Genomic DNA, 25,159 nt, shown 5'->3' with positions numbered 1-25,159 from the left:
CCTTGAACAGTGTAGCCTGCCCCATCAACCACAATGTCGTCCCTCTCAACCACAATTTCATCATAAATATCGTCAGTGAAAGTATAGGTGATATTGTCACTGCTTGAAATAGGTGCTGTGTCAGGGTCAACGCTTCCGTCAGCCCTAATGTAAATAGTTGCAGTCGCTCCTACAGGTTGAATACTAAAAGCCAAGGCTAACATGCTTGTTAAGAGAAGAATAACCATTATCCCTGAAAACGTTCGCTTCATCCTTAAACCCAACACGTAACACTACACGGTGGAAGCTAATTATCGTTTATGGAAGAAAGTTCTATTCAATGTCAATGAAATCCTTAAAGGCTACGGCATGAGAGCAGATGATGAAATGGTAGAATAGAACTGAATTTATAATATCTATTTCCCATAAGTAAACCATTTTAGGCGATTCTCTTTAATTTAAGAATGTGGTTTTCGTGGTCTCTAAAACCTGGATGTTGTGCGAGTTTCTTCTTGCTTTCTTTTTAGGTTTGGGCTTATGGGTATCGTGTTTTCTTTTAAGGCTGTTTAACTATTTTTATGTCAGCACTGTTTTCGCTCTGTTGCTCATAGCGATGATTGTTGTCTTTTGGGCTGCCACAGGATTTGCTCATCTTGGAGTCTTGCGAGAACTAAAGGATGACATGAGGAAAAGGATAGTGATCTTGCTTACTTACGTGATTTTGGGCACATCAAGTGTTTTGCTAATAACTGTTTACAACTTTGTGCACCCGCTTAATGCACATAGAATCTATCTCTCCTCGCATTCCCCTATTTTCTTCTTCGAAGGTGGACCACTCATGTTATTTTTGTTCACTTGGGGATGCTCAGTTTCTCTTTTGGCATTAGGCTTCATCGGTCTTACTGCCAGAGAAAAACGACTTGAAGACCACTTTCTTTGTGGCAAATATCTCGGGGAATTCGGGATGGTTCTCTGTGTTGTTGGAATGCTTTTGCCAATCTCAACAGCTGTATTTTCCTATTTCTTCCGCTTTCTTGAGAGTGTTCCGTCTGGTCCCGCGGGAATTTGGGTGTTTCCATATCTGCCTCACGGAATCGTTCTATTCTGTGTAGGTGCACTGTTCTTGGCAACAAGTGTGATTCTGTCTAGACGTCTAGCATTCTCGAGCAATCAGCTTGGCATATGGAGATTAGTCGGTGGTTCAGTATTGCTTTTTGTTTGGTTGTTGTCTCCAGAATGGTTGGCTTACCTCTTTGGATTTGCGGCGATGTTTTTTTCGATTTCAACAGCCTCACACTTCATCATATTTCCTTTACAATCGGAGAAAGTATGGAGGACATAGTTTTGAATAGGACTCTTGGATATGGAGAAGATGCTCTTATTTTGTGAGCATTGAGACACAAAATAAACGACATTTTAAAAGCTTACATTGAATCAGTTGTAACCATTCTTTAGTATGAACCGGTCATTAGACAGCTCTTTAACAAGGTTCCAACCTTCACTCATATAATTAGCTTTTGTTCTCCTTGAACTATTGTGATTTCACTTTTTCTGCAGTTTCCTTTTCCATTATAATTATTCACGCTGTTTCTTTCGTCGCTTTCTTTGTGGGATTCAAGGCTTAGCTTCTTGATCTCTTCAAGCGCTTCATCCACACGTTCATACTTGGCTAACGTCTCTTCAACCTTCTTTATTCTATCCTCAGAAAAGCCTAGAAGCTGCTTTAGGAGTAAGCTTAACCAAATCGTCAGGCCTTTTTCCAGCAAACCTACACAACGCCTTCAAAGTTATGCAAACATTCTCACGAGTCCGCTCACTTCGCACCTTGCGACCATAATGCCTCCACTAACATGCTAGCGCTTGCAGATTTTTTAATGTAGTATGCCAATTTTTGGGTAACAGCATTAATTTTTGCAAATTCTTCTAGGCGGCAACTTTTAAATATTTTAATGTGGTATGCCATAAAATGGGTAACTACTTTAAAAAGCGTGAAAAAACATGGCAACAAAAACTGAGGCATTATACAATGTTCTTCTATCGATGAAAGTGGTAAGTTTTGACGACATCGTAGAAAAAGCCTTAAGCATTATCAAAGCCACTTCCAGCCGCAGATACATTTACCGCAAATACGTAAACAGACTGGTTGAAAGCGGCAAGCTTCAACGAGTCCGAAGGGGATTATACATAGTTTTATCGCCTCTTGAAGAACCAAAAAGACATGTAGTAGACAAACTTTTAATTGCCTCCAAAATCAGAGACGAATACTATTTGGGCTTCCACACGGCACTAGAGTACTACGGATGTGCGAGCTCTTTCTACAATGAAGCCTGCGTATGTGTGAAAGCAAAGGACAGATTTGACCCGTTCCAGTATAGACGTTTCAGCTTTAGACCAGTATTCGTCGAAGATGTTACCCTACAAGTAGAGAAAAAACACTACCAAGGAAGCCTCCTGAAGGTTAGCAGCAAAGAGAGAACATTCATCGAGTGTGTCAACAGGGTTCAATATGCCGGAGGATGGGAAGAATGCATCAAAAGCCTACAAGGCCTTGGAGGCATTGACACGCAAAAGCTACTAACCATGCTGGGCAAGTGCAGAAGTGACATCTTGTTTAGACGAGTTGGCTACGTCCTAGAACTCCTAAAAAGGAGTTCACCATTCTATGAACACGTAAACAACCACTTATTGAATGAAGTCGAGAAGCGGATTACGAGGCCGCCACGGTACCTGATATACGGAGCGAAAGGTGCCTTGAACAGAAGATGGAATCTGTACATTCCAAAAGGTTTTGAGGAAAAACTTAGAGGCGTCTAAATTGAAAAGAGAGTATGACTTTAACGAGCTTGCACTCAAACATGGCTTTGACGTTCGTGAAATAGAAAAAGTCTGTAGAATTTCTGACTTCCTTGAAGACATTTCAGCCATAAAATTCCTTAGGGACCGCCTCTCCCTTTATGGCGGAACAGCCTTCACGTTTATCTACTCGAAGGAAATCCTACGTCTCTCCACCGATTTGGACCTAAACTACCGCCACTTAGACATGAAGGACTGGGGAGAAGTAAGAAGCGAAATTGACGAGAGAATGAAAGCTCTACTCTACAGACAAAGATACGAAAAATCCAACATAGCCATAAGCCCAAGTTATCCGCTGTCGAGAATCACCGTAAAATACACGAATACTCTTGGAACAAAGGATAACTTCACCATCGAGACAGGATACATGAGAAGAATCCCGATCCTCAAAACGGACACACTGGCAGCTTTCAAACATGTAGGCACACAGGAAACATTCCCGATAAAAACTCCAATAAAAGAGGAGCTCTTCGCGAACAAATGGTGCACCCTTCTCTATCGAGGAACACCAAGAGACCTCTTCGATGTTTACAAAATGACGCCAACGAAAATGGACCCCGAAGTATTCCGAAAATGCGCAATCATTGATAGTCTAATGCGCAGAAAACCAAGGCTCTACGAGATTAACATTGAGGAGACAATCAGCGGAATTCCCATAGACTCCAGCCTGAGAAACTTGTTGCAGACAAGGAAACTTGCGGAATACAACTTCAACGAGATGAAGGAAAAAACCACAAAATTCAGCAACGAAGTAATCGCAAATCTAACAAAAAATGAGGTGAAGGCGATTAGCCAATTTTTTGAACTTAAAGCATTTGAGCCAAACTTAGTCGATGAAAAAGGAATTTTCCACGAAAAGATAAAGGCGCATCCTGCTATCTTGTGGGCTCTGGCTAAACTGACCCAACACATGCTTTGATGATTTGGCAGGCAAAAGTCTGCTATTTGCTGAACTTTCCACGATATACTAGACATTTAGAAGTTCGTGCTAGTCAAAGCTTTTCTTTAATACAAAACGGTCATCAGACAATTCTTTCACTAGATCCCAGCCGTCAGTTAAGGATCTGACGAGCCTTTTCTCCCCTCTGACTACTTGGACTTCATGCTTCTTGCAGTTATCCTCAACATCACAGTCTTCGTGGCTATTTCTTTGATTGCGTACTTTGTGGGGTTGAAGGCTTAGCTTCTTGATCTCTTCAAGTGCTTCGTCTACTTTTTCGTACTTGGCTAGGGCTTCTTCAACTTTCTTTATTTTCTCGTCTGAAAACCCAAGTAGCTTCGCCATGTCTACAACTTGTTTCTTTCTTAATTGTTCGATAGAAGTGTGCACGTGTGCCCAATTCAGTTTCATATATCTCTGAGCTAGGACGTCTACGTTTGCGTTGTGATATGGCGCCTTGGCTCCTGGAAGCTTGTGCCCCATCAGATACTCTTTGTCATCTTCAGCCATTTGTCCCCCGTCGACATACCCACTGTCTAGAACAGATCTGAATGTTTTCCTTAGACTATGAGCTCTTACGGTATGCCACTTCTTGATTCCTGCTCTCCGAGCAGCTTTCTTTACAATCCTCGTTAAATGCCATTGGTCCATGGGCTTCTTCAGCCGATCCTCTTTGCTTAAGCTTCTTGAATCAGAAGGAAACAGCAGCTCGTCCTCTTCGGTCTTTCCACGTTTTTCCCTTCTCCAATTCACATATTGTCTTAATGCCTCGCTTGCCTCAGCGCCGAAGAATGTCCAGTAATCCACGCCTTCCTTGCAGGCATCTGGGAGTACCTTTCTAAGCTCACTGGTTATGTGGACTCTTATTGGAAATCCTTCGCTTTCCAGCTGATCCTTAACCATTTCATACGTCAAAGCTCTTAACGCACTATTCCTCAAGCCAGATTGAAAAAGGCACAAAATTATTGCCCTCCACTTCAAGCCGCAAACAGTAGCCATTCTGTAAACTTCTTCCTTATTAGGCACATATTCAGGTCTCTTCATAATTCTGTAGGAACTGTCAAGTTCTAACTCCTCGAGCTTAAACTTGTTAGCCTTCAAAAAACTCTTCAAAGCCTTCATAGCATTCAAAGCCGTGCTGTTCTTACCATCATCACTAAACCTGTCACAAAAGCTTTGAACCTTAGAAGCCACATCGTCCTTTGGCAACTTGACAAAAGCGTCAGGGGAAAGTCCTGTAAACTTAACAAACCAAGCCAGCAACTTGAAATAGGCCATTGAAGTTGAGACGGATCCTCTGCGACGCAACCTGCGAATCCACATCTCGACACTAGCATACTCAGAAGTTCTCCAATCAGAATCTAACTTCAGCAACTCTTCAAAGAACCGCATTTCAACTCAAAAAACTAGTGCAGCAGAGATATTTAAAGGTTCCCAACCTTCTAGGGCTGGTGTGCTGGTCGTAACCCGCCTTCTGTTCAAAGATGGCATTCAGCTAATCGGGCTACCCACGCTTCATGCAGTCCTCATAAGCGTCTATTTGCCCTTTCACCTTGCAGGACAGCCGTTTCACCGCTTCACATCCAGCATCCTTCAGCAACTTATCATGCATCATCGTCACACGCATGGATGGACGTTTCGTTTCTGTTCTGTTGCCAGGACTCTCGCCCTACATCCTTAACGGATATTGCAAGTCTGCACGGTGGACGGAGTTTCCTCAAGCTTTCAGTAAGCTCGGAGCCATCCGCCAGCTCACCAGCCCTCAAAAAATAAGATAGTTACGGCGTCTCTTAAAGTTTAAACTCGCAAATACAAAAATCAACGTTGCCCCGCTCCCATGCACGCGCCACTTATGTAAATAGTACCAAGCCAGAGCAAAATGTCAACAATTACTAATATCCGAAGAAAATATCGAAACCTTATTTCTCTCTACCCAAGTTTACGCACGCTCGCATATATTACTGGGCCGCATGTACGCGCGTCAACTCGATGTTATAATGTTACGAACATATTCAGATAGGATTTTTGGTAATTCATGAAGTATTCTTTTATAAAACATTTGATGCTCTAATTCATGATTTATTATATCACATATTATCTTGCCATGGGATCTACTACCAGCAGCTAATCTAACCGATATCTCAAGAACATGAGTGTTGTACAACAGATCTCTTAGCTTTATTGCTGCTATCAAGTTTTGCCCATACTCGGTCCTCCAAAAAGTATCGAAAAGAGCAATATCACCCTTTTCTAATGCTCTCGCAAGCAATTCGCCATCCCATAAAGCATAAAGTATACCCTCGCCAGTAATAGGATCAACATGACCCGCAGCATCACCAATTAGCCCCCAATTATCACCTGCACAGGGAAGTCTTAAGAACCCCGGATCTTTTACGGAGGGTATAGTTGCTGCCCATTCAGAAATGATTTTTAAACCACGATAATGAACCCTAGTAAATCGATTCAAAACTGGTTTTAAGCACTTTCCATACCTAAAATCGCTTCCTATTCCTATGCTTGTATGGTCTTCTCTTGGGAAAGACCATATGAAACCAGGGATATCTTCTAGGTATTTTATCAACATAGGCTTACGTCCTGTCACAAAATAACCAAAGCATATTCCTAGATTCTCAGGAGGTATACGACCTAGAATTTTCCTTCGCACTGTAGAGTTAACGCCGTCTGCTCCAATCAGAAACTTTGACCTAATTTTCCTTCTTTTAGTTGCCAATACCCAATTTGTATCTTCTCTTGTGATGGTCAAAACTCTTTCCTTTATATGTACTGACCCTGCATCTATTGCTGTATCCAGAAGAAATCTGTCTAATTGCATTCTCGAGATATTCATTCCAATCTTCCCGAAAACGGGAGCTTTCGCTCCTTTAGGAGAAACTAAACAACATCTATTAACATAGATTTTTGATTTTGGAACATTATGCAATATTGGAAATTTTCTAAGCGCAAAAGGAGAAACCCTTCCACCACAAGGTTTTTCGCGAGGGTGAGAGGCGTCAAAGATTGATGGGTAACTACCATGTTTCGCCAGATTGTATGCGCAGAAGGCACCAGCAGGTCCACCACCAACAATAGCTATTTCAATATGTTCCATAACTACACATGCATCCTAAGCTTTAGTTGCTTTGCCTTTTATTTGCGTTGGGGCCATTCACATATGCTCGCGATATTTGGAATCAATGGTGGTTTTGGCTGACTATCGGACTATGTATAACAAATCTTGCCTCCACTTTCTTCGCATTTTGGTATCGTCGTATGCATACCTCTATAGCCTTTTCTTTATTTTACCTTTGATGAAGCTCTGTTACTTGGACCATCTCCTCTCGCAACAAAAACTCCAATATTCCCTCCGACAACTTCTGAGATCTATGCAACTTCTTTATGGAAAAATCCAGGACAGAGTATGAAGGAATCGACTTTTTCTTTTCTGACAAGGTTTCTGCACACTTCAACTGCTTGTTTTTGACTCTTGACCACAACCACAAAGAGTTTACACTTTGAAGTCTTGACAACACATATATTCTTCTCTGGATCAGCATCAGAAGCATGAGCCAGAAAAAAACCTCTTTTGAATGCCACTCTCATCAACTCCATTTCAGTGCACTAAAAGGTATTCAAAGTGAAATATTTATGCGTGCGCAAAAACGTTATGCATGAAGCCTCTTTTCCCTATGCAAGCCCTATTTTCCCTTCCTGCATCCTAAAAAAAATACGCACATACGTATACTATTATAACAATAATGATAACTCAAACCCCTATGCCCTTTTATGTCCCATATGCTCCTCAGTAACTGCCCTGTAATCAGTGGAATGCTTCTGCATGTCAGTGTTGGGTGGCATGGCTCAGCGCAGCGTTAATTTTGGGGGGGCTTAAAGTTTGAACCTTGGATGCTAGCTTTTCTTCTTTCCAAGCCTTAAACCTCTGAACTTCAACTTTGCAGTCAAAATCTTTTCTGTGGCAAACAGTTTTGCAGCTATGTAAAGCAAGGCAACCGTGAATATTGCAACGTAGACAACACCAAAAACCGCAGTTAAATAGTTTCCAGTGAGAGTAGCCTGTGCTGCTAGCATTGGATGAGTATACGGAATGGCAAGCAGAACGATCCTGGCTACTAAAGGTAGAGAATTGAAGTCAGCAAACATGATGATGAACATGGGTAGCATAATAATGACATTAAGATAGCCGACGACTGACTGCGCACCTCGAACATCCTCTGCAAAAGCCGATATAATTATCGCTAAAGCAAGAGCTGAAAGGAGAGACATGAAAACCGAAGCTCCTAGAATCAGGTATCCCAGAGGAGTTGGAGCCAAACCAATAGCTGCAAGGTCTACTGAAACACCCATGTCGCCCATAACCATGAAGGACCCCATGTAATAGTTAAACCCTATAATGATGGCGATAGCGCCTACAGCTGCCACGATAGTTGATCCTGCGAGCTTTCCAAACAATATAGTAAAACGGCTTATAGGCAGACTTAACAGCGTTTCAAGAGTCTTCTCTTCCTTTTCCGATGCCACGGAAGTTGCAGCAATTTGCATAGAAAAAACAAGCAATATACTTATGGTAATAGGCAAAGCGAAAACTTGCGAGTACATTATGCTGAAGAGCACGCCAGGCGGGACATCTGTAGGTTTACCTTTAATAATTGACTTTGATGCCGTTTGAAATGGATTGGGCGCCAACTGCCTTTTGAAGGCCTCCAAATACCCACTGACAACTGAGGAACTCGCCGTCTCAGCGATTCCGCCACTGCCAGTAAAAACACTGTAAACTTCAATGGTGACGGGATAGTTTTTTGGATCTCCCTTCGACACATTTTCGGTGAATCCTGAAGGAACCACAATGAGGTCGGTTGCATTTGTCTCTGTTTGCAAAATCTCTACGGCTTCATCCACGTTTGAAGCGTTGATGTTGATGATTGTCATTGTAGAAGAGCTATTTAGGAAATTTGTCAAGTTCTTAGCGATGACGCCGTGGTCAAAATCTACAAGACCTACTTGGAGGCTTTGAAGGCGCTCTTCTGTTGATTCTATAGATCCTCTCATAACAAATCCCATGATTGGGAGCATCACAAGTGGGAAAACAATCATTCCAATTAGAATTTTCGGATCGCGCAGCAGTTCTTTGAGTTCTTTTACAACAACATTTCCTAAGCCTTTAAGCAAGATCAACCACCTTCGCGAAAGCCTCTTCCAAATTCTCAACATTATTCTCTGACTTTAGCTCTTCTGGAGTGCCCTCTGCCACAATTCTTCCTTGATTAATCAAGGCAACTCTTTCACACAAATATTCGACCTCCAACATGTTGTGGCTTGAGAGCAAAACGGCAACGTTGTGCCTTTTTACATATTGCTTAATGGTATCTCTGACATGAACCGAATGAAGAACATCCAACCCACTCGTCGGTTCATCCAACACCGCCAACTTCGGCTTTGTCATAAGCGCCCTAGCTACGAGAAGTCGACGTTTCATACCTTTACTATAAGTCTTCACCTTATCGCGCAGGCGATCACCAAGCCCAGAAATCACAGCAGCGCTTCTAACAGTCTCCTCAAGAGCTTCGTTGTTTTCTGAGCTAAACCTTGCCATAAACCTCAGATACTCTTCTCCAGAAAGATTCTTGTAAGCTCCTGCTTCTTCCGGAAGATAAGCTATGAGCCTACGAACCTCTGAAGCCTCCCTAACCACATCGTAATCGTATACTTTCGCTGAACCAGAGGATGGCATGATTAATGTAGAGATAATTCTAAGCGCCGTAGTTTTCCCGGCACCATTAGGGCCAATAAGTCCATAAATCTCGCCACGTTTGATTTCAAAACTCAAACCATCCAAAGCTCTAATACTACCAAAAACTTTGACAAGATTCTCTGCCACAACAGCAAAACTCAAACCCACATTCACCAATCAAGCCCCATAGAATCCTCTATCACTTAAAAAGCTAATGCCACTTCAAAGCAATCAATCTGAACCTACAACACTTAAAAGCACAATCAATCTCCAAAAAGACAGGCACAACAATGAAAGACAAAACGAAAGAAAAGAGCAGAAGATTCCTGACAGTGTTCTCACTAGCCTCTTTCCTAAACGACTTAGGCTCAGACATGATATACCCTATCTGGCCAAAATACGTCATACTTCTCTCAGGCGGAAACATAGCCATTCTAGGATTAATCGACGGCCTAGGCAACGCCATAGCCTCCATCTCACAAGCACTCTCAGGATACGTCTCCGACCGCCTAGGAAAAAGAAAAATCTTCATCTGGACGGGATACCTATTCGGCTCAACATCAAGAATAGGCTACGCCCTATCCACCACGTGGCAACACCTAATCCCATACCGCATCCTAGATAGATTCGGAAAAATCAGAGGAGCACCACGCGACGCAATAATCGCAGACATGTCAACTGCAAAAAACCGCGGAAGAAACTTTGGCCTATTGAGAGCCATGGATAACTCAGGCGCCGTTTGCGGCATAATCATCTCCATCTTGTTATTCAACCTTCTAGGCTACACAAATCTATTTTTGCTCGCATCAGTACCATCCCTAATCAGCGCCTTGCTTATCCTCACTTTCATCAAAGACAGAAAAACTGAAAAACTTTTCAAGGGTCTCTCACTGAGAGATCTAACACGCAACCTCAAACTATTCCTCTTCCTAAACGCCATCTTCACTCTAGGCGCCTTCAGCTATTCTTTCCTACTTATTTACACGGACTTTCTAGGTTTCGAAATTCCATTCGCCCTTTTTGAACTCCCCAGCATCGCAGTTTTCTATTTTATTTTCACAGTAGTTGCTTCTCTCATGTCACTGCCTTTCGGAAAACTTGCCGACATAGTAGGTAGAAAAGCAGTTTTGCTCTTATCCTATGTTTTTTGGGGAACACTGTGCTGGGGATTCGTTTATGTCCGTTCCTTGGCAGGAATAGTGCTATTGTTTGTTTTGTACGGTTTACATATGGCTGCTGCTGAACCTGTCCAGAGAGCTTTCGTTTCTGAGCTTGCACCTGAAAAATATAGGGCAAGTGTACTAGGCGCTTACCAACTTGTCGTGGGGTTATTTGCCCTACCGGCTTCTGTAATCGCTGGAATTTTGTGGGTCAATTTCGGAATGTATACAATGTTCTACTTTTCTTTCATTTCAACATGTTTGGCAACCCTGCTGTTGCTATTTGTGCGAGAAAGGAAAGAGTCCTAGAAAAGAAGACTTGGAAGAACTCTGCAATATGCATGCTTCAGAGGCTAATAACGATTCCAAAGTAGAACTAATGTGAAAAAGGCATTGTAGTTTTGCCGACAAAACGCTGTTCTTCTTTGATTCCCGAAATATGGCTAATTTCTAATTCATTCTTTAACTAGTTTAAGCACAAGAACAATTCCAATCAGGAAACAGACAAGACCCAAAGCCATTGCATATATTTGAGGAATAATTTTGCTCACCGCAGCTACAAGATATGTCGGGCCAACAAAACACAGTAGTGCAGCTAAAACAACATGCAACATTTGCTTGACTTCTTTCCTCGCAAACCTGCTAATAGCTTTCACCAAGCAAGTATCCTCCATTCGTGAAACATACGTTAAGACTTCACTATTAACCTTTTTCTTTTCTACTGCCCCAGCTTATTTCCTGTCCCCAGAATCTTCGTTAACAAGTTGAATGCCGCAAACCCTGCATCCTTATCTGACTGCAACCCCTCAGTCGCACCTAAAAGACAAATTCCATCAATCCCCCGCTCCTTAGCTAACCCGAGTAGCAACCCAGTAGCCCCCAAAATTCGCCCCTTCCCATAAATTATGCCGCCCTCTTCCATAACTTTTGCAGCCAACTCGTTTGATGTAGCTGCCACAAAAACTTCTTTCCTCTCAGTTGAAACAGGCACGCCGCCAATAGTTACCACAAATTTACAGCCCAACTTCTGGGCGAAATCTAGAAGTTCTTCGCATATTTTATAGTGAGCCACGACATTATCCAGCGGTGGCTGCAAATTTCCAGTTAAAACGACGGCATTCAACTTTTCTCTAGATAGAGGTGCATAAAACTCGTAACGTGGAGGACTACAAATCCCATCGCCGCTAATGGTGACGTAATCTGGGAAAAATGGTGAATAATATTCTGCAAACAGTTTAGCTTCACTAAATTGAATTAGCAATTGTGCCGCAATCTTTCCTACATCTCCAAATCCTGGAAGCCCTTCTACGAAGATGGGCTTGTCAAGTTTTGGATGAAATCGTTGATGGATATACGAGTTTTGCAAATCGATGCACAGCTAAAACAAACATGGCAGATGTTATAATGTTTTTCGCAGGCAATGATACCTCAAAACATTTAAAGCATGCTATGATATCAAACTTGAAAAGTGAAGCGGGGTGGGGTAGCCAGGTTTAACCCGCTGGGCTCATAACCCAGAGATCAGTAGTTCAAATCTACTCCCCGCTACCAAAACCTGCTTTTTCGCATTAAATTAAAAAAAAACAGAAGATTTCTAATCATGTGATTCCTCTTTAAATTCGGGGAGACAAGGTATCTAAGAAGCAGAAGAAGCATGATTTCGATATTTTTGGTTTCTTCGAAGACCACTTAATTATCTCAAACTGTTTTAATCACTTTCCGTGTCAAGCGCTGATGAAGCAAAAGATATTAAGAAATAAAAGCAAACATGCTAAACCTATTATCGAGTAGTGAATAGATATGGGAACAATTGTTCGTGTTGGTGTCACTTTTCCGTCTGAGCTTCTTTCTGATTTTGACAGAATAATAAGAGATATAGGCTACGGAAGTCGGTCTAAAGCAATTCAGGACACAGTTCGCACCTTTGTTAATGAACAGAAATGGCTTGCAGACGTAAAAGGAACAAAGGCAGGGTCAATAACTCTGATATACGACCATGAAACAAGAAAGTTAGAATCCGATTTAACCAACATCCAACACCACTTCGAATCTGTAATTTGTGCTACGATGCACGTCCATTTAAGCAAAGAGAAATGTTTAGAGACAATTGCAGTGAAAGGTGAGGCTAAGGAAATAAAATGGTTGGCAGAAAAGTTGAAAGCCATGAGGGGCGTAGAAGAAGTGAGGTTGAACATCTTTTCAATATAAACGCGCCTGCTCGAAGATGCTAGTGAAGCCTTTTTTGTCCAGTTTTTGTGCGATTTAGAACAGACGTGCTAACCAAATATGAATGGCAGCAAATAAAAATCTGAGATAAACCCAACTGACCAAAAGTTTCAATTGCGCATAAAGTTACAATACTTTTAGACACAACTAGTCTGAGGTTTCAGTATGCATGAATGGGCTTTAGCAGAAGCAGTGGTTTCCACAATTCTTAAAATAGCCGGAGAAGAAGGCCTTAAAGATATTACTGAAGTCAAAATCAAGATTGGCGAACTACAACAGATAGATCAAGAGATTTTCGAGTTTGCTCTCTCTCAACTCCATTCGCCCCTTCTCAAAAACGCAAAGTTCAATTTTGAAACTATAAAAGCTGAATTGAAATGCAAAGTTTGTGGGCATCAATGGAGTTTTAGCGCGGAAAACCTGAGCGAAGATGTCTCAGAAGCAATTCACTTCATTCCTGAAATCGCTCACACATACCTGAAATGTCATAAATGTGGCAGCCCAGACTTTGAAATATCCATGGGGCGTGGAATTTGGTTAGGCTCCATAAAAGGAGTGAAGTAGCCATGGTTGATCCCAGGTTAAACATAATTGACAAAAGATTGGCAAAGATAGGGAAGATAATAGCAGTGTCAAGTGGCAAAGGAGGAGTAGGTAAGAGCTTAATCGCATCTACTCTAGCGCTTACTCTTTCAAGAAGCGGCTGCAAAGTGGGTCTGCTAGACTTGGATTTCTCCAGCCCGTCTACCCATGTAATACTGAAAATTGAGGGGTTGTACCCGAAAGAGGAAAAGGGAATTGTCCCGCCTGTGGCTCACGGTTTAATGTACATGTCGATCATCTATTACTCCGGTGATGATCCGACGCCTTTGAGAGGCGCCGACATCTCTAACGCAATAATAGAGTTGCTGGCTATCACTCAGTGGGGCTCGTTGGATTTCCTAGTGATTGATATGCCTCCTGGCATCGGAGATGCGACATTAGATATGATAAGACTCGTCAAAGGCATCAACTTTCTCGTGGTTACGACTTCATCTAAAGTGGCATTTGAAACAGTGAGAAAATTGATTAGGTTACTGAGGGATTTGAATGTGCCTATCATTGGTGTTGTGGAGAACATGAAGATGACCGATTCATCGTTCATCCGTGAAAATGTTGAAGAGTTCAAGGTGTCCTTTTTAGGGAAGATAAAATTTGACTATGAGCTAGAGAACTCTATAGGGGATGTAAATAAACTGTTAGAAACAGACTTCGCAAGAAGCTTAGAAAAGTTAGTCTCTCAAAGACCTGAAATAAAGTCTTAAAAAGTACTTGTTGGAAACTGGCTCTGACCACCGTATCATAACTAAAGTTAATAATTTGCAGTGCCTAAAGCGTTGTGGATTCGGGTAGTGAGTCTGTATGTTTGAGTTTGGAAACCTTAGGTTTAGACCTACTGAAAGAGAAGATTTGAAGCTGCTGCACGCGTGGGAAAACGATTCTGAACTAATAATGTACTCACGAAGTAACCCATTGAACTTCGTAAATATGGCTCAGCTGGAGAAACAATACGAAGAGTGGGTCAAAGACGAGAAACAGCTTCACCTTATCGTTGAACTCATTGATTCAAAAGAGTCTGTTGGGATTGCTCGTATACGACGAGAAGAATGGGGCAACGTAAAGACCGCAGACATTGGAATATACATTGGCAAGAAAGAATTATGGGGAAAAGGTTTGGGTAAACAAATTACCGTAGCTCTGATGGAAATGTCCTTCAACCAACTGAACATGGAACGGTGCGAAGCATGGAGCGTAGAATACAATCACCGTGCTCACAAGGCTTTGAAAGCATGCGGTTTCAAAAAAGGTGGAGTAGTGAGGCAAGCAGCTTTCGTTAATGGACGAAAATGGGACGGCTTTCACTTCGACATCCTTCAAGGCGAATACCTAAAAATACGAATGAACTTGCTAAAACAAGTGTTGGGACACAAACTGGAGGAATACCTTAAAAAGCACTGCACTATCGAAGGATATGAAGAACACCTATAGGAACCTTACGAGGTTTCAAACATTATGATTGGCTCACTAGAGTTTGTCATTCTAGCGATTACCTCGATTACGGCTGTGATTGAACCCGCCAGCACCATCGTAGCCTACATTACTCTTGCAAAGGATTTAAACGAAAGTGAAAAACGCCAAATTGTCAGACAATCTATTAGCGTTTCTTTCTGGGTCTTAGTGTTCTTCGCCTTAACAGGACAACTGCTATTCTCGATTTTCAACATAACAATAGCAGCGTTCCAAATCGCAGGCGGAATCCTGTTGGTTTCAGTTGCAATCCGCATACTCCATCCAAAAGGAAAAGAATACTCAGAGGCAGAACGAGAGAACATTGCCATCGTTCCATTAGCCTTTCCGCTTACAGCTGGTCCCGGCACAATCACAACTGTGATACTCCTCAGTTCTCAAGCTGAAACACTGCTACACACATTTCTGGTGTTTGTCGGAATCGCGGTTGGAATATTAGTACTGTATCTCGGTATGAGGTACGCCTCAAAAATTTCAAAACTTGTATCCGACGAAGGGCTACGTGCAGTTAATCAATTAATGGCCATAATCGTTCTAGCAATCGCCATACAGTTCGTGATAAACGGTATTACCGCAGCCATTCCCCAAATTCTTCAATAAAAAAAAAGGAAGTTAGAGTTGCCTTTTTGCGGCGGCTTCTAAAGCAGCCACCCCAGGCAGTTTTTCACCCATTAGAAACTCTATTAACGCTCCACCAGCTGTGCTTATGTAACCCATTTTCTTTTCAAGCCCCAACTGTTCAACTGCCGCTACTGTGTGACCTCCTCCAACAAGAGAGAAGGCTTTCGAGTCTGCTACAGCTTCTAGGATTTCCCTAGTTCCCTTCATGAATTCTTTGTTTTCGAAAATTCCCATAGGCCCGCTGACAACGATAGACTTGGCTTTTCGTATAATTTCTCCATAGTGCTGAATGGTTTTCGTTCCAATGTCGTATATTGGATAGTTTGTCGGAAGTTTTTCTACGGCTATTTCTTCCCGTTTACCATCTACATCTAAGGCTAGGTCAAAAGGCGTTTTAACTTGGTCTGGATAGCTTCTTATCAATTCTTTAATGCCAGAGACGAAGCCTAGTAATTCTTTCTTTTTGAGAAACTTTATGTTTGGTTTTCCAAGGCCTAAGCCTTTTGCAGATAGGAATAGATGCCCCGCCACACCACCTGTTAAAACGTTGTCAGCGATGTTGTTATCCAATACGTACTTCGAAATTCTAAGGGCATCGTCTGCCTTGGCACCGCCCAAAATGTAGATGCAAGGTCTCTCTGGCGATTCAAGGGCTTTGCTTAAGGCATTGAGTTCTCTCTCCATGATTCGTCCCGCAACACTAGGTAGAACAGCTGTGAAGCCCACGATGGAAACGTGGGAGCGGTGGGCAGCTGCAAAGGCGTCGTTGATGAACACGTCAGATAGCGGTGCCAGCGTTTTTACAAAATCTGTTTTTGCGTGTTTTTCAGGGGTTTCCTTATTTCGTTCTTCGGGGTATGTTCTAACGTTTTTTAGAACCAGAATTTCTCCGTTTTTCAATTCTTTTATGGCATTCTTAGCTTTCTCTCCAAAAAGGTCATCCACGTACTTGACGGGCTTATTCAGTATCTTGCTCAGGATCTTTGCATGTTGCTCAAGCGGGATGAAGTCGGTTTCTCCAGGTCTTCCTTGATGAGCTAGCACCACTACTTTTGCGCCTTTCTGGGCAAGTTCTTTAATTGTTGTTTCTCCATGTGCTCTAATCCTTACGTCTTCTAGGACCTTCTTCGTTTGGGGATCAAGTGGAGAGTTGAAGTCCACTCTTACCAGAGCAGTTTTGTTTCTGAAGTCGAAGTTATTCATGGTTAAGATTTTCGACATTTTTTATCAACCAAAAAAATAGAGGGCGAATGCCTCTAAGGGCATTTTTCGGGAATGTTTTGCGTTGTTTAGAAGCCGGCTTTTTTACCTATGAGTTCGATGAGTTCTACCATGCGGCAGGAGAAGCCCCATTCATTGTCGTACCAAGCAAGCACCTTTGCCAAGTTGCCGCCGACTACCATAGTGGATAATGCATCGATTGTTGCCGAGTACGGGTTGTGGTTAAAATCGACTGACACAAGCTGCTCTTCAGTGTAGTCCATTATTCCCTTCAGCGGTCCTTCTGCAGCTGCCTTAAATGCAGAGTTAATCTCCTCTGCCGTTGTTTCCTTTTCTAGTAATACCGTAAAGTCAACTATTGAGACGTTTGGCACTGGAATCCTCAAAGCAAGACCATTCATCCTTCCTGCAAGCTCTGGAAGCACGACTGTGGCAGCCACAGCGGCACCCGTTGTTGTAGGTATGATTGATACTGCTCCTGCTCTGCCCCTGCGGAGTTTTCTATGAACTAGATCTTGGATTCTTTGGTCATTTGTATAGGCGTGGGCAGTAGTCATGAGCGCCTTCTTTAAGCCGAAGTTGTCGTTCAATACTTTGGCAACTGGAGAGACGCAGTTTGTCGTGCATGAAGCATTTGAGATGATGTTATGGTTTGCATGGTCATACTTCTCGTGGTTCACGCCCAACACCACAGTTACATCGGGGTTTTTGGCGGGTGCAGAGATCAAAACTTTCTTGGCGCCTGATTGTAGGTGCAGCGAAGCTTTTTCTCTGGCTGTGAATAAGCCAGTTGATTCAACTGCCAAGTAAACGCCCAGATCTTTCCAGGGCAATTTGCCGGGGTCTCTTTCTGATAACACTTTTATTGGTTTGCCATCTACGATTATCGTGTCTTCTTCAACCTTTACGTCGAATGGGGGATGTCCATGCACTGAGTCGTTCTTGAGGAGGTACGCTAAGGTTTTCGGGGGTGCGAGGTCGTTTAATGCTACAAAGTCTATGTTGGCTTTTCTTTCCGTTGCAGCTCTAAAAAGCAAACGTCCAATTCTACCAAACCCGTTTATAGCTACTTTTATTGCCATCCTAAATCACCATTGTTTCACACTTTTGCATTACTGTAAATACCCTTTCCATATTAATTTTCCTACTGTATCATGTTTTGGGAAAAAGAGGGGAATCAATGTTTCTAGCGGAGTTTCCTCAGTGCAACTTCTGCGGCTAAGACCATAGGTTCCCACGTTTCGTTCAAGGGCGGTGCATATGCTGTGTCCGCTTTCGCTAGTTCTCGGATAGTCATCTGTTTTTGCATGGCGAAGGATAGGGCGTTTATGCGTTGGGTGGTATCTTCTCCAGCTATGATTTGGCCTCCAATGATGCGTTGTGATTCTTTTTCAACAATTAGTTTCACTTTTATTGGCTTAGCGTCGGGATAATAATCTGCTCTTGTCTTAGAAGTGATTGTTCCAGCCACGGTCTCCATTCCTTCTCTTCTTGCAAAGAATTCCGTCAAGCCTGTGACGCCGATTTGCGTGTCGAAGAATTGCGTCACTGCTGAACCGAGAGCTCCTATAAACAGCGCGTATCCCCCTGCAGCGTTGATTCCCGCAACTTTTGCATGTCTTACTGCTACTGTGCCTAGTTGAGGACAAACAGGTTTTTTGGTGATTATATTGATGCTTTCGGCGCAGTCGCCTGCGGCGTAGATGTCTTTAATATTTGTTTCCATTCTTGCGTTTGTTTTTATGGCCCGTGTTTCGCCTGTAGCTATGCCTGTATTTGTTGCGAGCTCTGTATTGGCTCTTACTCCTGTTGCGACTACAACCGTGTCCACTGGGATTTGTTCGCCTGCGACTGAAATGGCTACCACTTTTTCTGCCCCAAGAATTTCGTCGACGCCTTTTCCCACGATTATCCTTAATCCTTTTTGTTCAAGCATTTCGTGGACAAGTTTCGCCATTTCTTTGTCCAGCATGACAGGCAGAACTTGGGGTAAAAGTTCTATCACCGTCGTGTTTACTCCTCTTTCCTTTAAGGCTATGGCTGTCTCTAAGCCAATTAGTCCGGCACCGATGACAGCAGCGTTTCTTGCTCCATTTCTTATTGCTTGATCGATTTGTTGGCCATCTTCTATTGTGCGAAGAGAGTAGACGGCTTGTTTTTCTCTGCCTTTTATTGGAGGGATGAAGGAGTAGGCGCCTATGGCGAGGATTAGGCTGTCGTAGGGTATTGTTTCAGTGTTGCCTGTTTTGTCGGTTGTGTCGATTGTTTTGTTTGTGGGGTTGATGTTTGTGGCTGTTGTTTCTGTTTTTAGGTTTAGTTTCATCATTTGGTAGAAGCTTGGGGGGAAGACTATGAGGTTGTTGAAGTTTGGTATGTGGCCGCCGATGACGAAGGGTAGGCCGCAGCGGGAATATCCGCTGTGTTTTTCTTTGTTTATGAGTGTAATTTCGGCGGTGCGGTCAGTTTTTCTAGCGGCTGAGGCTGCATCAACGCCGGCAGCGTTAGCGCCGATGATGACTATTTTTCGGGGCACTGTCTAACCTTCTTCTAAAGGCTTTTGTGCCATTCTACTGCTTGGGCATAGTCCATTATGTTTTTTAGTTCGTCCATGTTGGAGGGGGTTATCACAAGTAGCCAACCTTTGCCGTAAGGGTCTTCATTCAGGAGTTCTGGACGGTTTTGCACTTCTGTGTTTACTTGTTCGATTGTGCCGCTTAAGGGTGCTATGAGGTCTGACACTGCTTTGACGGATTCTACTGTGCCGAAGGGTTCGTTTTGCGTTATTGTGTCGCCTTGTGCGGGTAGTTCCGCGTAGACGATCTCGCGCAATTGTTTTTGGGCGTAGTCTGTTACGCCTATGCGTGCTTTGCTATCTTCGATTTTCACCCATTCGTAGTCTTTTGTATAGTATAGTCCTTCTGGGACTTCTGTATCATTCACTTTTACCATGTTTGTTTTTTCTCCTTTTTTGTATTGAGGGATTATTTTAAGGATGTCATGTTTTAAAAGATTGTCTATGTGTTTTTTGAGGGCCGTTGGCTTCTATATATGCGCATATGGAACGCGAAAAATGCTTGTTGGCATGTTCTGAGACTTTCTTACTCATGAGGATGTTCCATATACATGCTTCGGATCGACTTGCAACTAGGTAAAATCTGAATAACAGGGGCGCTATTCATACGTATCCTCTCCTTATTGAGACATGTTGGTGCAGGTCTTTGACAGTCTATTAGCAGATTTTGATTGGTAAAAACTAGTTGTTGTCGCCTGTCTTAACTTTTCGCGTGTGCATGTAGGCACTATTAGTTTTTCGGAGGAAGCACAGAGACTAGAGGATTCCCAGTTTTATTGCCACGTCCACAGCCTTATAGTCTGGGTGTAGCTTGACAAACGCCTTTTTCTCTCCCCGAGGCGTAATAAGAACATTAACTTTCTTTACCCCCACTTCATATAACTCCTCAACTGCTTTCCTAATATCCACTTTCGACGCCTTCAAATTAACCATGAAAATCAACTTATTCTCTGTCTCAAGCAGTCTGCTAGCAACTTCAGTCATCAACGGATACAAAACAACATCGTATGGGTCCAAAATTACGCAACCTCCCCCAACTTCTCGCCAAGTCTCTCCAAAGCCGAGTTACTCCACACCGTAAGCCTACCAGCATGGGTCCCAGGCGCCAGCAACTCCACATTCAACCCCTCAACTAACACAACATCAACGCCTGGCAAATTCCGCCCAGCCTCAACAATCCCTTTATTCTCAACCACGACAATCAAAGGACCAACAGCCTGCTTATACCTTCGCCCACGTGTCTTCCCCCGTCCAGCCCGCACACTCCTGCTCTCCTTCACCCGAAAAACATCAGCCCAAACACCCAACTCCAAAAGAACCCCCTCCACATCCTTCGTGCGCCGCAAGTCTTCCACATCATCAACCACTACCAACGGAAAATCCCGAACATCATCAACCAAATGCCCTCTACCAGTAACAACATCCTTCGCACCTGTGGCGGCAACTGCAGAACGCAAAGCTAATCCCATCTCCTTCCGCGGAATCCTCTTTACAATCCTCTTCTCCGAACGAGGAGGATTAGCACGATGACCCCCAACAATACTCACACCAAAAGCAGCCCGATTTCTATCCTTCATCCTGGGAACCCTAGCAATACCTAAACCAACCCCCCGAGATTCAGCCGTGGTCCTCTTACCTGCCATCGGATCCCTCCCCTGAGGTTGAAAACGACGAGACTGCAAAGCAACGACAGCCCGCTTAATGACATCCGGGCGCAAAGGAGTACGGAAAACCTTAGGAAGCTTAACTTTCCCAACAGCCTTCCCCTTCAAATCAAAAACTTTCGACGTCACCTTACCCATAAATCACACCTTCATTATCTACCCTTGCTGCGACGCCAAAGAAATCTCAACAATCTTCGGAGGCTCCACAGGCACTGTCGTAGACGGTCGCGCAGGAACACGAAGCCGAATCAAACGTTTCCGAGGACCAGGCACACTCCCCTTCAACAAAAGAAACGTACTCTTTACAACTCCATATCTCACGAAGCCACCGCTAGGCGTCACTTCTTTACCATCAACTCCTATCTTTAAAATGCGCTTATTATACTCAGTTCTCTTATGATACCCCATCTGCCCGGCCCTAGGAACAGTATATAAAACTCGAGGCGGCCTCCAAGGCCCAATACACGCCACACCCCTCTTAATTTTCCTAGACTTACGAGACAAAATCCTAATACCCCACCGCTTCACGGGCCCTTGAAACCCCTTCCCTTTAGAAATCGCAATCGCGTCCACAAGCTGACCTTCCTTAAAAACCTCAGTAACCCCCACCGTCTTACCCAGCAACCCCCGAGCATACTCAAATAACTCCTTTATCGACGCCCCGTCAACCTTTATCTCCATAAGCTCTGGCTTCTTCTTCGGAACACTCGTCAGTCGAGGCTGAGTAATCGTTAAAAGGCGAAACTCAACAATGCTGTCCAAGTTTTCTTCAATCTTCTTTAACCCGTTCTCAGGGGCGAAATTATCTGGCAAAGTGAAAATTCGTTCCAAGTCCTTCGGAGGATCTTTCATCCAAGCTTCTGTGAATGTTTTCAAACCATAGTCAGTTTTGATATAAGCGCGGACTCCACAAATCAGAATTGGCGGAGTTTCAATAACTGTGCTCGGCTGATTTACTTCCTTTCCAAAATTTGGGGAGCGAGGATGGTCTTCCACGTAAAAGAGGTGGGTCATTCCAGCTTTGTAGCCCATAAACCCGAGAAGTTTAGGGCCTTCAGTTGTGGGAGGCCAGTAGCGTATTCTGCCAGTTTCTCGAGCGGCACGTCCCCTAGGCAAATATGCTAAGGAACCGCGTTTTGGAGCACTTTTCTTTCTATGCCCCATAATTTCCACTCGTCTTTGTTCAATACAAGCATCAAGTTATAAAGGTTACGAAGCGCGTTTTTGCTCAATAATGAGGTGTAGCCCTAGACCTAGAAGCCATCCACCAACCACTACAAGAGTGGCAGGGAAGAAGCTAGCAAACTCGTAATAGAAGAGTGCAATTTCGAAGAGAAAGAAAGCGAAGCCTACTGATATGGCAGATGTGATTCCTGCCCTTCTGCTGTACTTCTGGGCAGTTTGAATGGCAAGTAAACCAGCTAAAAATATGTCTCCCAACCCCAAGCCAATCCACTTTTCTGTAGGGAAAGTGGGAACATAGATTAGTACAGGTAGTTTAAGTTTAATGAATTTGCCGGCAGCCTCGCCCATAAATCCTGTTCCGAAAACTTGGATGAAATCCATAACAGTAATCAACCCAGCAAAAACTAAGACAGTTGTCCATGAAAACAAACCGCCAAGATAAACTGAGATAAATACAGCGAAAATTACTGCAAATATGTTAAGTAAGATGATGTCCCAAAAGAAAAGGTATAGTGCCACAAAAACAATGGGCGGCAACACGGCAAAATACAACTTCTCAGTTGCAACGTAAGTAAAAAGGAACAGAACGAAAGAGTAAGCCGTCAAAAACAAAACTTTGATGGCTTGCTGAGGAACAAACACGATGACTGTAACCATAACTCCCATGGCGATTACAAGAAAGACAACATCCCGAATCTGAAATTCTTTTTCTTCAAAAAGCGACTTTATCCTAGTTTCAAACTTTTCATACAGCCAAACTGTAGCTATTGTGATAATGGTGATGATTAATGGAAGCACGATGTCGAATTGCATGCGCCACTATATAATGCGGTGGGATTTTAACCTTTAGCAACCATGTAGTTCAGAATTCCCAAGGTCACGAGGAGTGCTTCTTCGGTGCGCACGGTTTCAACATTTTGATTAGGGATTGTGTTTATCACAAAATCAGCAACGTTGTCCAAGTTCAAGTTCTCCTGTTTAGCAATCTCGTATAGTCCTCTTGTAGGCGCGCCAAAAGCCACAAGGATTTTGCGAGAAGCCTTCCAGCGATTTGTCAACTCTTCCGAAATGTCAACGAAAGGTTTTCCGTACTTAGACGTTGCTATAACTAAATCGAAAGCATTTTTCTTCAAAAGTTTTCCAAACGTCAAGCGTGAACGAGTTACTTTGTATCCCCAATACTCTGCGATTTCGCTGCGGTTTACAACATCCGCTCCCAACAGCCGCTTTGTTTTTCTTATCCTTACTGTGACACGTGTGTTAATCTGCATTTTCTTGTTCCGTATCAAGGCGTGTCGTTCAACACCTACATCCACAAGAGTCCCATCCTGCGTATGAGCTATAACTGCACCTTCGCGATATTCACCATCAACCAAGTCTTTCACACGATTCTGCAAAGGATGATGCGGCGTACGAAGAGGCGGCAACACCCCCGCAAATCTTAACTCCGGCTTTATTTTGAACAATTGCTTCCGCAAGTACTGCGGCGTCTCCATATAAGAAAGAATTGAAGCGATGAGGTTAAACTCTCGATTTTGGTTCCTCTCTGGCACATCTGAGAAAATAATAATTTCATCTACACCGAAAATTGCGGCGGCTCTCCCCACCATTCCAACTCTCAAAGTTTTCTCCCTAAGATGTGGAATGTCAAAAACCAGTGAAGCAGGAATAGCCATCGAAAACTCGCGATTAGACACCAATTCTTATACTCTCCTTTCCACAGAATAGAAATGACGTCTCTCCTTAAAGCTACCTCTGCTTTTAAAAGCTTAGACACAGAAAATACGGTGAGTTGATGACGTAATGCCAAAACCTACAGTTCTAGACCAACCAGACAAAGTTAGGGCAATAGACAAGAGCAACATGCTTGAACTATGCGAGAAGACTCCAGACTTCTGCAGAGACGCCATCAAACGAGCTGAAAAACTGAAAATGCCATACAAGACACCCAAAAACGTCATTGTCGCCGGAATGGGCGGCTCAGCCATAGGCGGAGAACTACTCAAAGACTGGCTACGTGACAGAGCTTTAATTCCCATTGAAATTTGCAGAGACTACGTCTTACCTGCATACGCCAATGGAAACAGCCTGGTGATTGCCGTCAGTTACTCGGGAGAAACCGAAGAAACCCTAAGCGCCTTCCTAGAAGCCGTAAAGCGGCACTGCATGGTCATAACGATATCCTCTGGAGGACACCTTCAAGCATTTTCACAAAAACTAAAAATTCCCCACATTTCCATACCTCCTGGCCTTCCTCCACGTGCTGCAATTGCTTACACTTTCTTTCCACTTGTAGTGTTGATGGAAAAATTACATATTGTCAAAAAAGCGAAGGAAGAAATTGAAGAGGCTTTGCATGTTTTGCAAAAAATCAGCGAAGAAAGCAAGCTTCGAATTCCTCTGAAAGACAACAGAGCAAAAAAACTTGCTTTGCGAATAGAAGGCACCATTCCGATAATTTACGGATTCAGACAATACAGCGCCGTAGCACGACGCCTAAAATGTCAATTTAATGAAAACAGCAAAGTTCCAAGTAAGTTCGATACATTTTCGGAACTTAACCACAATGAAGTTGTCGGATGGGCAGCACCTGAAAACTTCACAAAAAACTTCTCTATAATACTCATCCGAGACCCAAAAGAGCCACCCGAAATCAGAAAAAGAATTGAAATAACAAAACAAATCACATCTAAAAAGGTTCACAATATTTTGGAAATTCAAGCTGTTGGCAAACAGAAGCTGGCAAAAATGCTTTCAACCATGTACATAGGTGATTTTGCAAGTATATACTTGGCGTTGTTGAGAGGTATTGATCCAACGCCCACGAAGACAATAGTGCATCTAAAGCAGGAAATGAAGAGGAAACTTGATACGATAATGAAACTTGAAAAGAAGTTAATGAAGTGACATGGAGAAATTTCCAAA

General features: G+C 43.1%; 28 protein-coding genes, 1 tRNA gene and 1 other RNA gene. 11 read left to right on the top strand and 19 right to left on the bottom strand.

Annotated features, from left to right (window positions below; all coding sequences use genetic code 11):
* The coding region (locus tag KAU88_06060; GenBank protein MCK4478072.1) for a hypothetical protein at nt 1-251 on the bottom strand (251 nt) is incomplete at its 3' end.
* Between the two features lie 341 nt (nt 252-592).
* Between KAU88_06060 and KAU88_06055 the strand changes: the two genes are divergently transcribed.
* Nucleotides 593-1,321 (top strand): hypothetical protein, encoded by a 729-nt coding sequence (locus KAU88_06055; GenBank protein MCK4478071.1) that lies wholly within the window; start codon nt 593-595, stop codon nt 1,319-1,321.
* A 160-nt stretch (nt 1,322-1,481) separates the two neighbouring features.
* On the opposite strand, the gene KAU88_06050 is transcribed toward KAU88_06055, so the two are convergent.
* Nucleotides 1,482-1,745, bottom strand: a complete 264-nt coding sequence (locus tag KAU88_06050) for a hypothetical protein (protein ID MCK4478070.1) — start codon at nt 1,743-1,745, stop codon at nt 1,482-1,484.
* Between the two features lie 232 nt (nt 1,746-1,977).
* On the opposite strand from KAU88_06050, the gene KAU88_06045 reads away from it, so the two are divergent.
* A complete protein-coding gene (locus tag KAU88_06045) occupies nt 1,978-2,793 on the top strand; it encodes a hypothetical protein (GenBank protein MCK4478069.1) in 816 nt (271 codons plus the stop codon).
* A 1-nt stretch (nt 2,794) separates the two neighbouring features.
* Complete coding sequence (locus KAU88_06040) at nt 2,795-3,751, top strand: nucleotidyl transferase AbiEii/AbiGii toxin family protein (GenBank protein MCK4478068.1); 957 nt, start codon at nt 2,795-2,797, stop codon at nt 3,749-3,751.
* A gap of 69 nt (nt 3,752-3,820) precedes the next feature.
* On the opposite strand, the gene KAU88_06035 is transcribed toward KAU88_06040, so the two are convergent.
* The 6 genes from KAU88_06035 to KAU88_06010 form a co-directional block, all read right to left on the bottom strand.
* Nucleotides 3,821-5,164, bottom strand: a complete 1,344-nt coding sequence (locus KAU88_06035; GenBank protein MCK4478067.1) for a tyrosine-type recombinase/integrase — start codon at nt 5,162-5,164, stop codon at nt 3,821-3,823.
* A gap of 59 nt (nt 5,165-5,223) precedes the next feature.
* An RNA gene (rnpB, locus tag KAU88_06030) (RNase P RNA component) lies at nt 5,224-5,528 on the bottom strand.
* A 225-nt stretch (nt 5,529-5,753) separates the two neighbouring features.
* Nucleotides 5,754-6,881 (bottom strand): NAD(P)-binding protein, encoded by a 1,128-nt coding sequence (locus KAU88_06025; protein MCK4478066.1) that lies wholly within the window; start codon nt 6,879-6,881, stop codon nt 5,754-5,756.
* 272 nt (nt 6,882-7,153) lie between these two features.
* Nucleotides 7,154-7,366: a hypothetical protein gene (locus tag KAU88_06020; GenBank protein ID MCK4478065.1), complete on the bottom strand. Its 213-nt coding sequence runs from the start codon at nt 7,364-7,366 to the stop codon at nt 7,154-7,156.
* A 312-nt stretch (nt 7,367-7,678) separates the two neighbouring features.
* The gene (locus KAU88_06015) at nt 7,679-8,956 is read right to left on the bottom strand and encodes an ABC transporter permease (GenBank protein ID MCK4478064.1); all 1,278 of its coding nucleotides are present in this window, start codon (nt 8,954-8,956) and stop codon (nt 7,679-7,681) included.
* Nucleotides 8,949-9,680 (bottom strand): ABC transporter ATP-binding protein, encoded by a 732-nt coding sequence (locus KAU88_06010; protein ID MCK4478063.1) that lies wholly within the window; start codon nt 9,678-9,680, stop codon nt 8,949-8,951. The genes KAU88_06015 and KAU88_06010 overlap by 8 nt, the downstream gene beginning before the upstream one ends.
* A gap of 128 nt (nt 9,681-9,808) precedes the next feature.
* Here KAU88_06010 and KAU88_06005 point away from each other — a divergent pair, with 128 nt between their 5' ends.
* Complete coding sequence (locus tag KAU88_06005) at nt 9,809-10,987, top strand: MFS transporter (GenBank protein MCK4478062.1); 1,179 nt, start codon at nt 9,809-9,811, stop codon at nt 10,985-10,987.
* 146 nt (nt 10,988-11,133) lie between these two features.
* Here the strand turns inward: KAU88_06005 and KAU88_06000 are convergent, their stop codons facing one another.
* Both KAU88_06000 and KAU88_05995 read right to left on the bottom strand, forming a co-directional pair.
* Nucleotides 11,134-11,337: a hypothetical protein gene (locus KAU88_06000; GenBank protein MCK4478061.1), complete on the bottom strand. Its 204-nt coding sequence runs from the start codon at nt 11,335-11,337 to the stop codon at nt 11,134-11,136.
* A gap of 59 nt (nt 11,338-11,396) precedes the next feature.
* Complete coding sequence (locus KAU88_05995; GenBank protein MCK4478060.1) at nt 11,397-12,044, bottom strand: PAC2 family protein; 648 nt, start codon at nt 12,042-12,044, stop codon at nt 11,397-11,399.
* A gap of 106 nt (nt 12,045-12,150) precedes the next feature.
* On the opposite strand from KAU88_05995, the gene KAU88_05990 reads away from it, so the two are divergent.
* The 6 genes from KAU88_05990 (at nt 12,151) to KAU88_05965 (ending at nt 15,571) form a co-directional block, all read left to right on the top strand.
* Nucleotides 12,151-12,229, top strand: a tRNA-Met gene (locus KAU88_05990).
* Nucleotides 12,230-12,478: 249 nt separating this feature from the next.
* Nucleotides 12,479-12,886: a nickel-responsive transcriptional regulator NikR gene (nikR, locus tag KAU88_05985; GenBank protein ID MCK4478059.1), complete on the top strand. Its 408-nt coding sequence runs from the start codon at nt 12,479-12,481 to the stop codon at nt 12,884-12,886.
* A gap of 183 nt (nt 12,887-13,069) precedes the next feature.
* Nucleotides 13,070-13,468: a hydrogenase nickel incorporation protein HypA gene (hypA, locus tag KAU88_05980; GenBank protein ID MCK4478058.1), complete on the top strand. Its 399-nt coding sequence runs from the start codon at nt 13,070-13,072 to the stop codon at nt 13,466-13,468.
* A 2-nt stretch (nt 13,469-13,470) separates the two neighbouring features.
* Entirely contained in the window at nt 13,471-14,208 is a 738-nt protein-coding gene (locus KAU88_05975; GenBank protein ID MCK4478057.1) for a P-loop NTPase, read from the top strand.
* Between the two features lie 97 nt (nt 14,209-14,305).
* Nucleotides 14,306-14,932: a GNAT family N-acetyltransferase gene (locus KAU88_05970; protein ID MCK4478056.1), complete on the top strand. Its 627-nt coding sequence runs from the start codon at nt 14,306-14,308 to the stop codon at nt 14,930-14,932.
* Nucleotides 14,933-14,956: 24 nt separating this feature from the next.
* Nucleotides 14,957-15,571 carry an NAAT family transporter gene (locus tag KAU88_05965; GenBank protein ID MCK4478055.1) on the top strand — a complete coding sequence of 205 codons (615 nt, stop codon included), beginning with the start codon at nt 14,957-14,959 and terminating at the stop codon, nt 15,569-15,571.
* A gap of 12 nt (nt 15,572-15,583) precedes the next feature.
* On the opposite strand, the gene KAU88_05960 is transcribed toward KAU88_05965, so the two are convergent.
* The 9 genes from KAU88_05960 to KAU88_05920 all read right to left on the bottom strand — a co-directional run bounded on the left by KAU88_05960 (nt 15,584) and on the right by KAU88_05920 (nt 23,931).
* The gene (locus KAU88_05960) at nt 15,584-16,813 is read right to left on the bottom strand and encodes a phosphoglycerate kinase (GenBank protein MCK4478054.1); all 1,230 of its coding nucleotides are present in this window, start codon (nt 16,811-16,813) and stop codon (nt 15,584-15,586) included.
* Between the two features lie 68 nt (nt 16,814-16,881).
* Nucleotides 16,882-17,895 (bottom strand): type I glyceraldehyde-3-phosphate dehydrogenase, encoded by a 1,014-nt coding sequence (gap, locus tag KAU88_05955; protein ID MCK4478053.1) that lies wholly within the window; start codon nt 17,893-17,895, stop codon nt 16,882-16,884.
* A gap of 104 nt (nt 17,896-17,999) precedes the next feature.
* Nucleotides 18,000-19,346, bottom strand: a complete 1,347-nt coding sequence (locus KAU88_05950; protein MCK4478052.1) for an FAD-dependent oxidoreductase — start codon at nt 19,344-19,346, stop codon at nt 18,000-18,002.
* 14 nt (nt 19,347-19,360) lie between these two features.
* Complete coding sequence (gcvH, locus tag KAU88_05945; protein MCK4478051.1) at nt 19,361-19,762, bottom strand: glycine cleavage system protein GcvH; 402 nt, start codon at nt 19,760-19,762, stop codon at nt 19,361-19,363.
* A gap of 379 nt (nt 19,763-20,141) precedes the next feature.
* Nucleotides 20,142-20,402, bottom strand: coding sequence for a 50S ribosomal protein L23 (locus KAU88_05940; protein ID MCK4478050.1), 261 nt, complete (start codon nt 20,400-20,402; stop codon nt 20,142-20,144).
* A gap of 2 nt (nt 20,403-20,404) precedes the next feature.
* Nucleotides 20,405-21,178, bottom strand: coding sequence for a 50S ribosomal protein L4 (locus KAU88_05935; protein ID MCK4478049.1), 774 nt, complete (start codon nt 21,176-21,178; stop codon nt 20,405-20,407).
* A gap of 27 nt (nt 21,179-21,205) precedes the next feature.
* Entirely contained in the window at nt 21,206-22,213 is a 1,008-nt protein-coding gene (locus KAU88_05930) for a 50S ribosomal protein L3 (protein MCK4478048.1), read from the bottom strand.
* A gap of 45 nt (nt 22,214-22,258) precedes the next feature.
* Entirely contained in the window at nt 22,259-23,047 is a 789-nt protein-coding gene (locus KAU88_05925) for a hypothetical protein (protein ID MCK4478047.1), read from the bottom strand.
* A gap of 26 nt (nt 23,048-23,073) precedes the next feature.
* Nucleotides 23,074-23,931, bottom strand: a complete 858-nt coding sequence (locus KAU88_05920) for an RNA-binding protein (protein ID MCK4478046.1) — start codon at nt 23,929-23,931, stop codon at nt 23,074-23,076.
* Between the two features lie 106 nt (nt 23,932-24,037).
* On the opposite strand from KAU88_05920, the gene KAU88_05915 reads away from it, so the two are divergent.
* A complete protein-coding gene (locus tag KAU88_05915; protein MCK4478045.1) occupies nt 24,038-25,141 on the top strand; it encodes a bifunctional phosphoglucose/phosphomannose isomerase in 1,104 nt (367 codons plus the stop codon).
* Nucleotides 25,142-25,159 lie beyond the last annotated feature (18 nt).

This window comes from Candidatus Bathyarchaeota archaeon (genome assembly GCA_023131225.1).
Lineage (GTDB): Archaea > Thermoproteota > Bathyarchaeia > Bathyarchaeales > SOJC01 > JAGLZW01.
The sequence above is the reverse complement of the archived record's forward strand: the minus strand, read 5'-3'. Positions and strand labels throughout refer to the sequence as shown.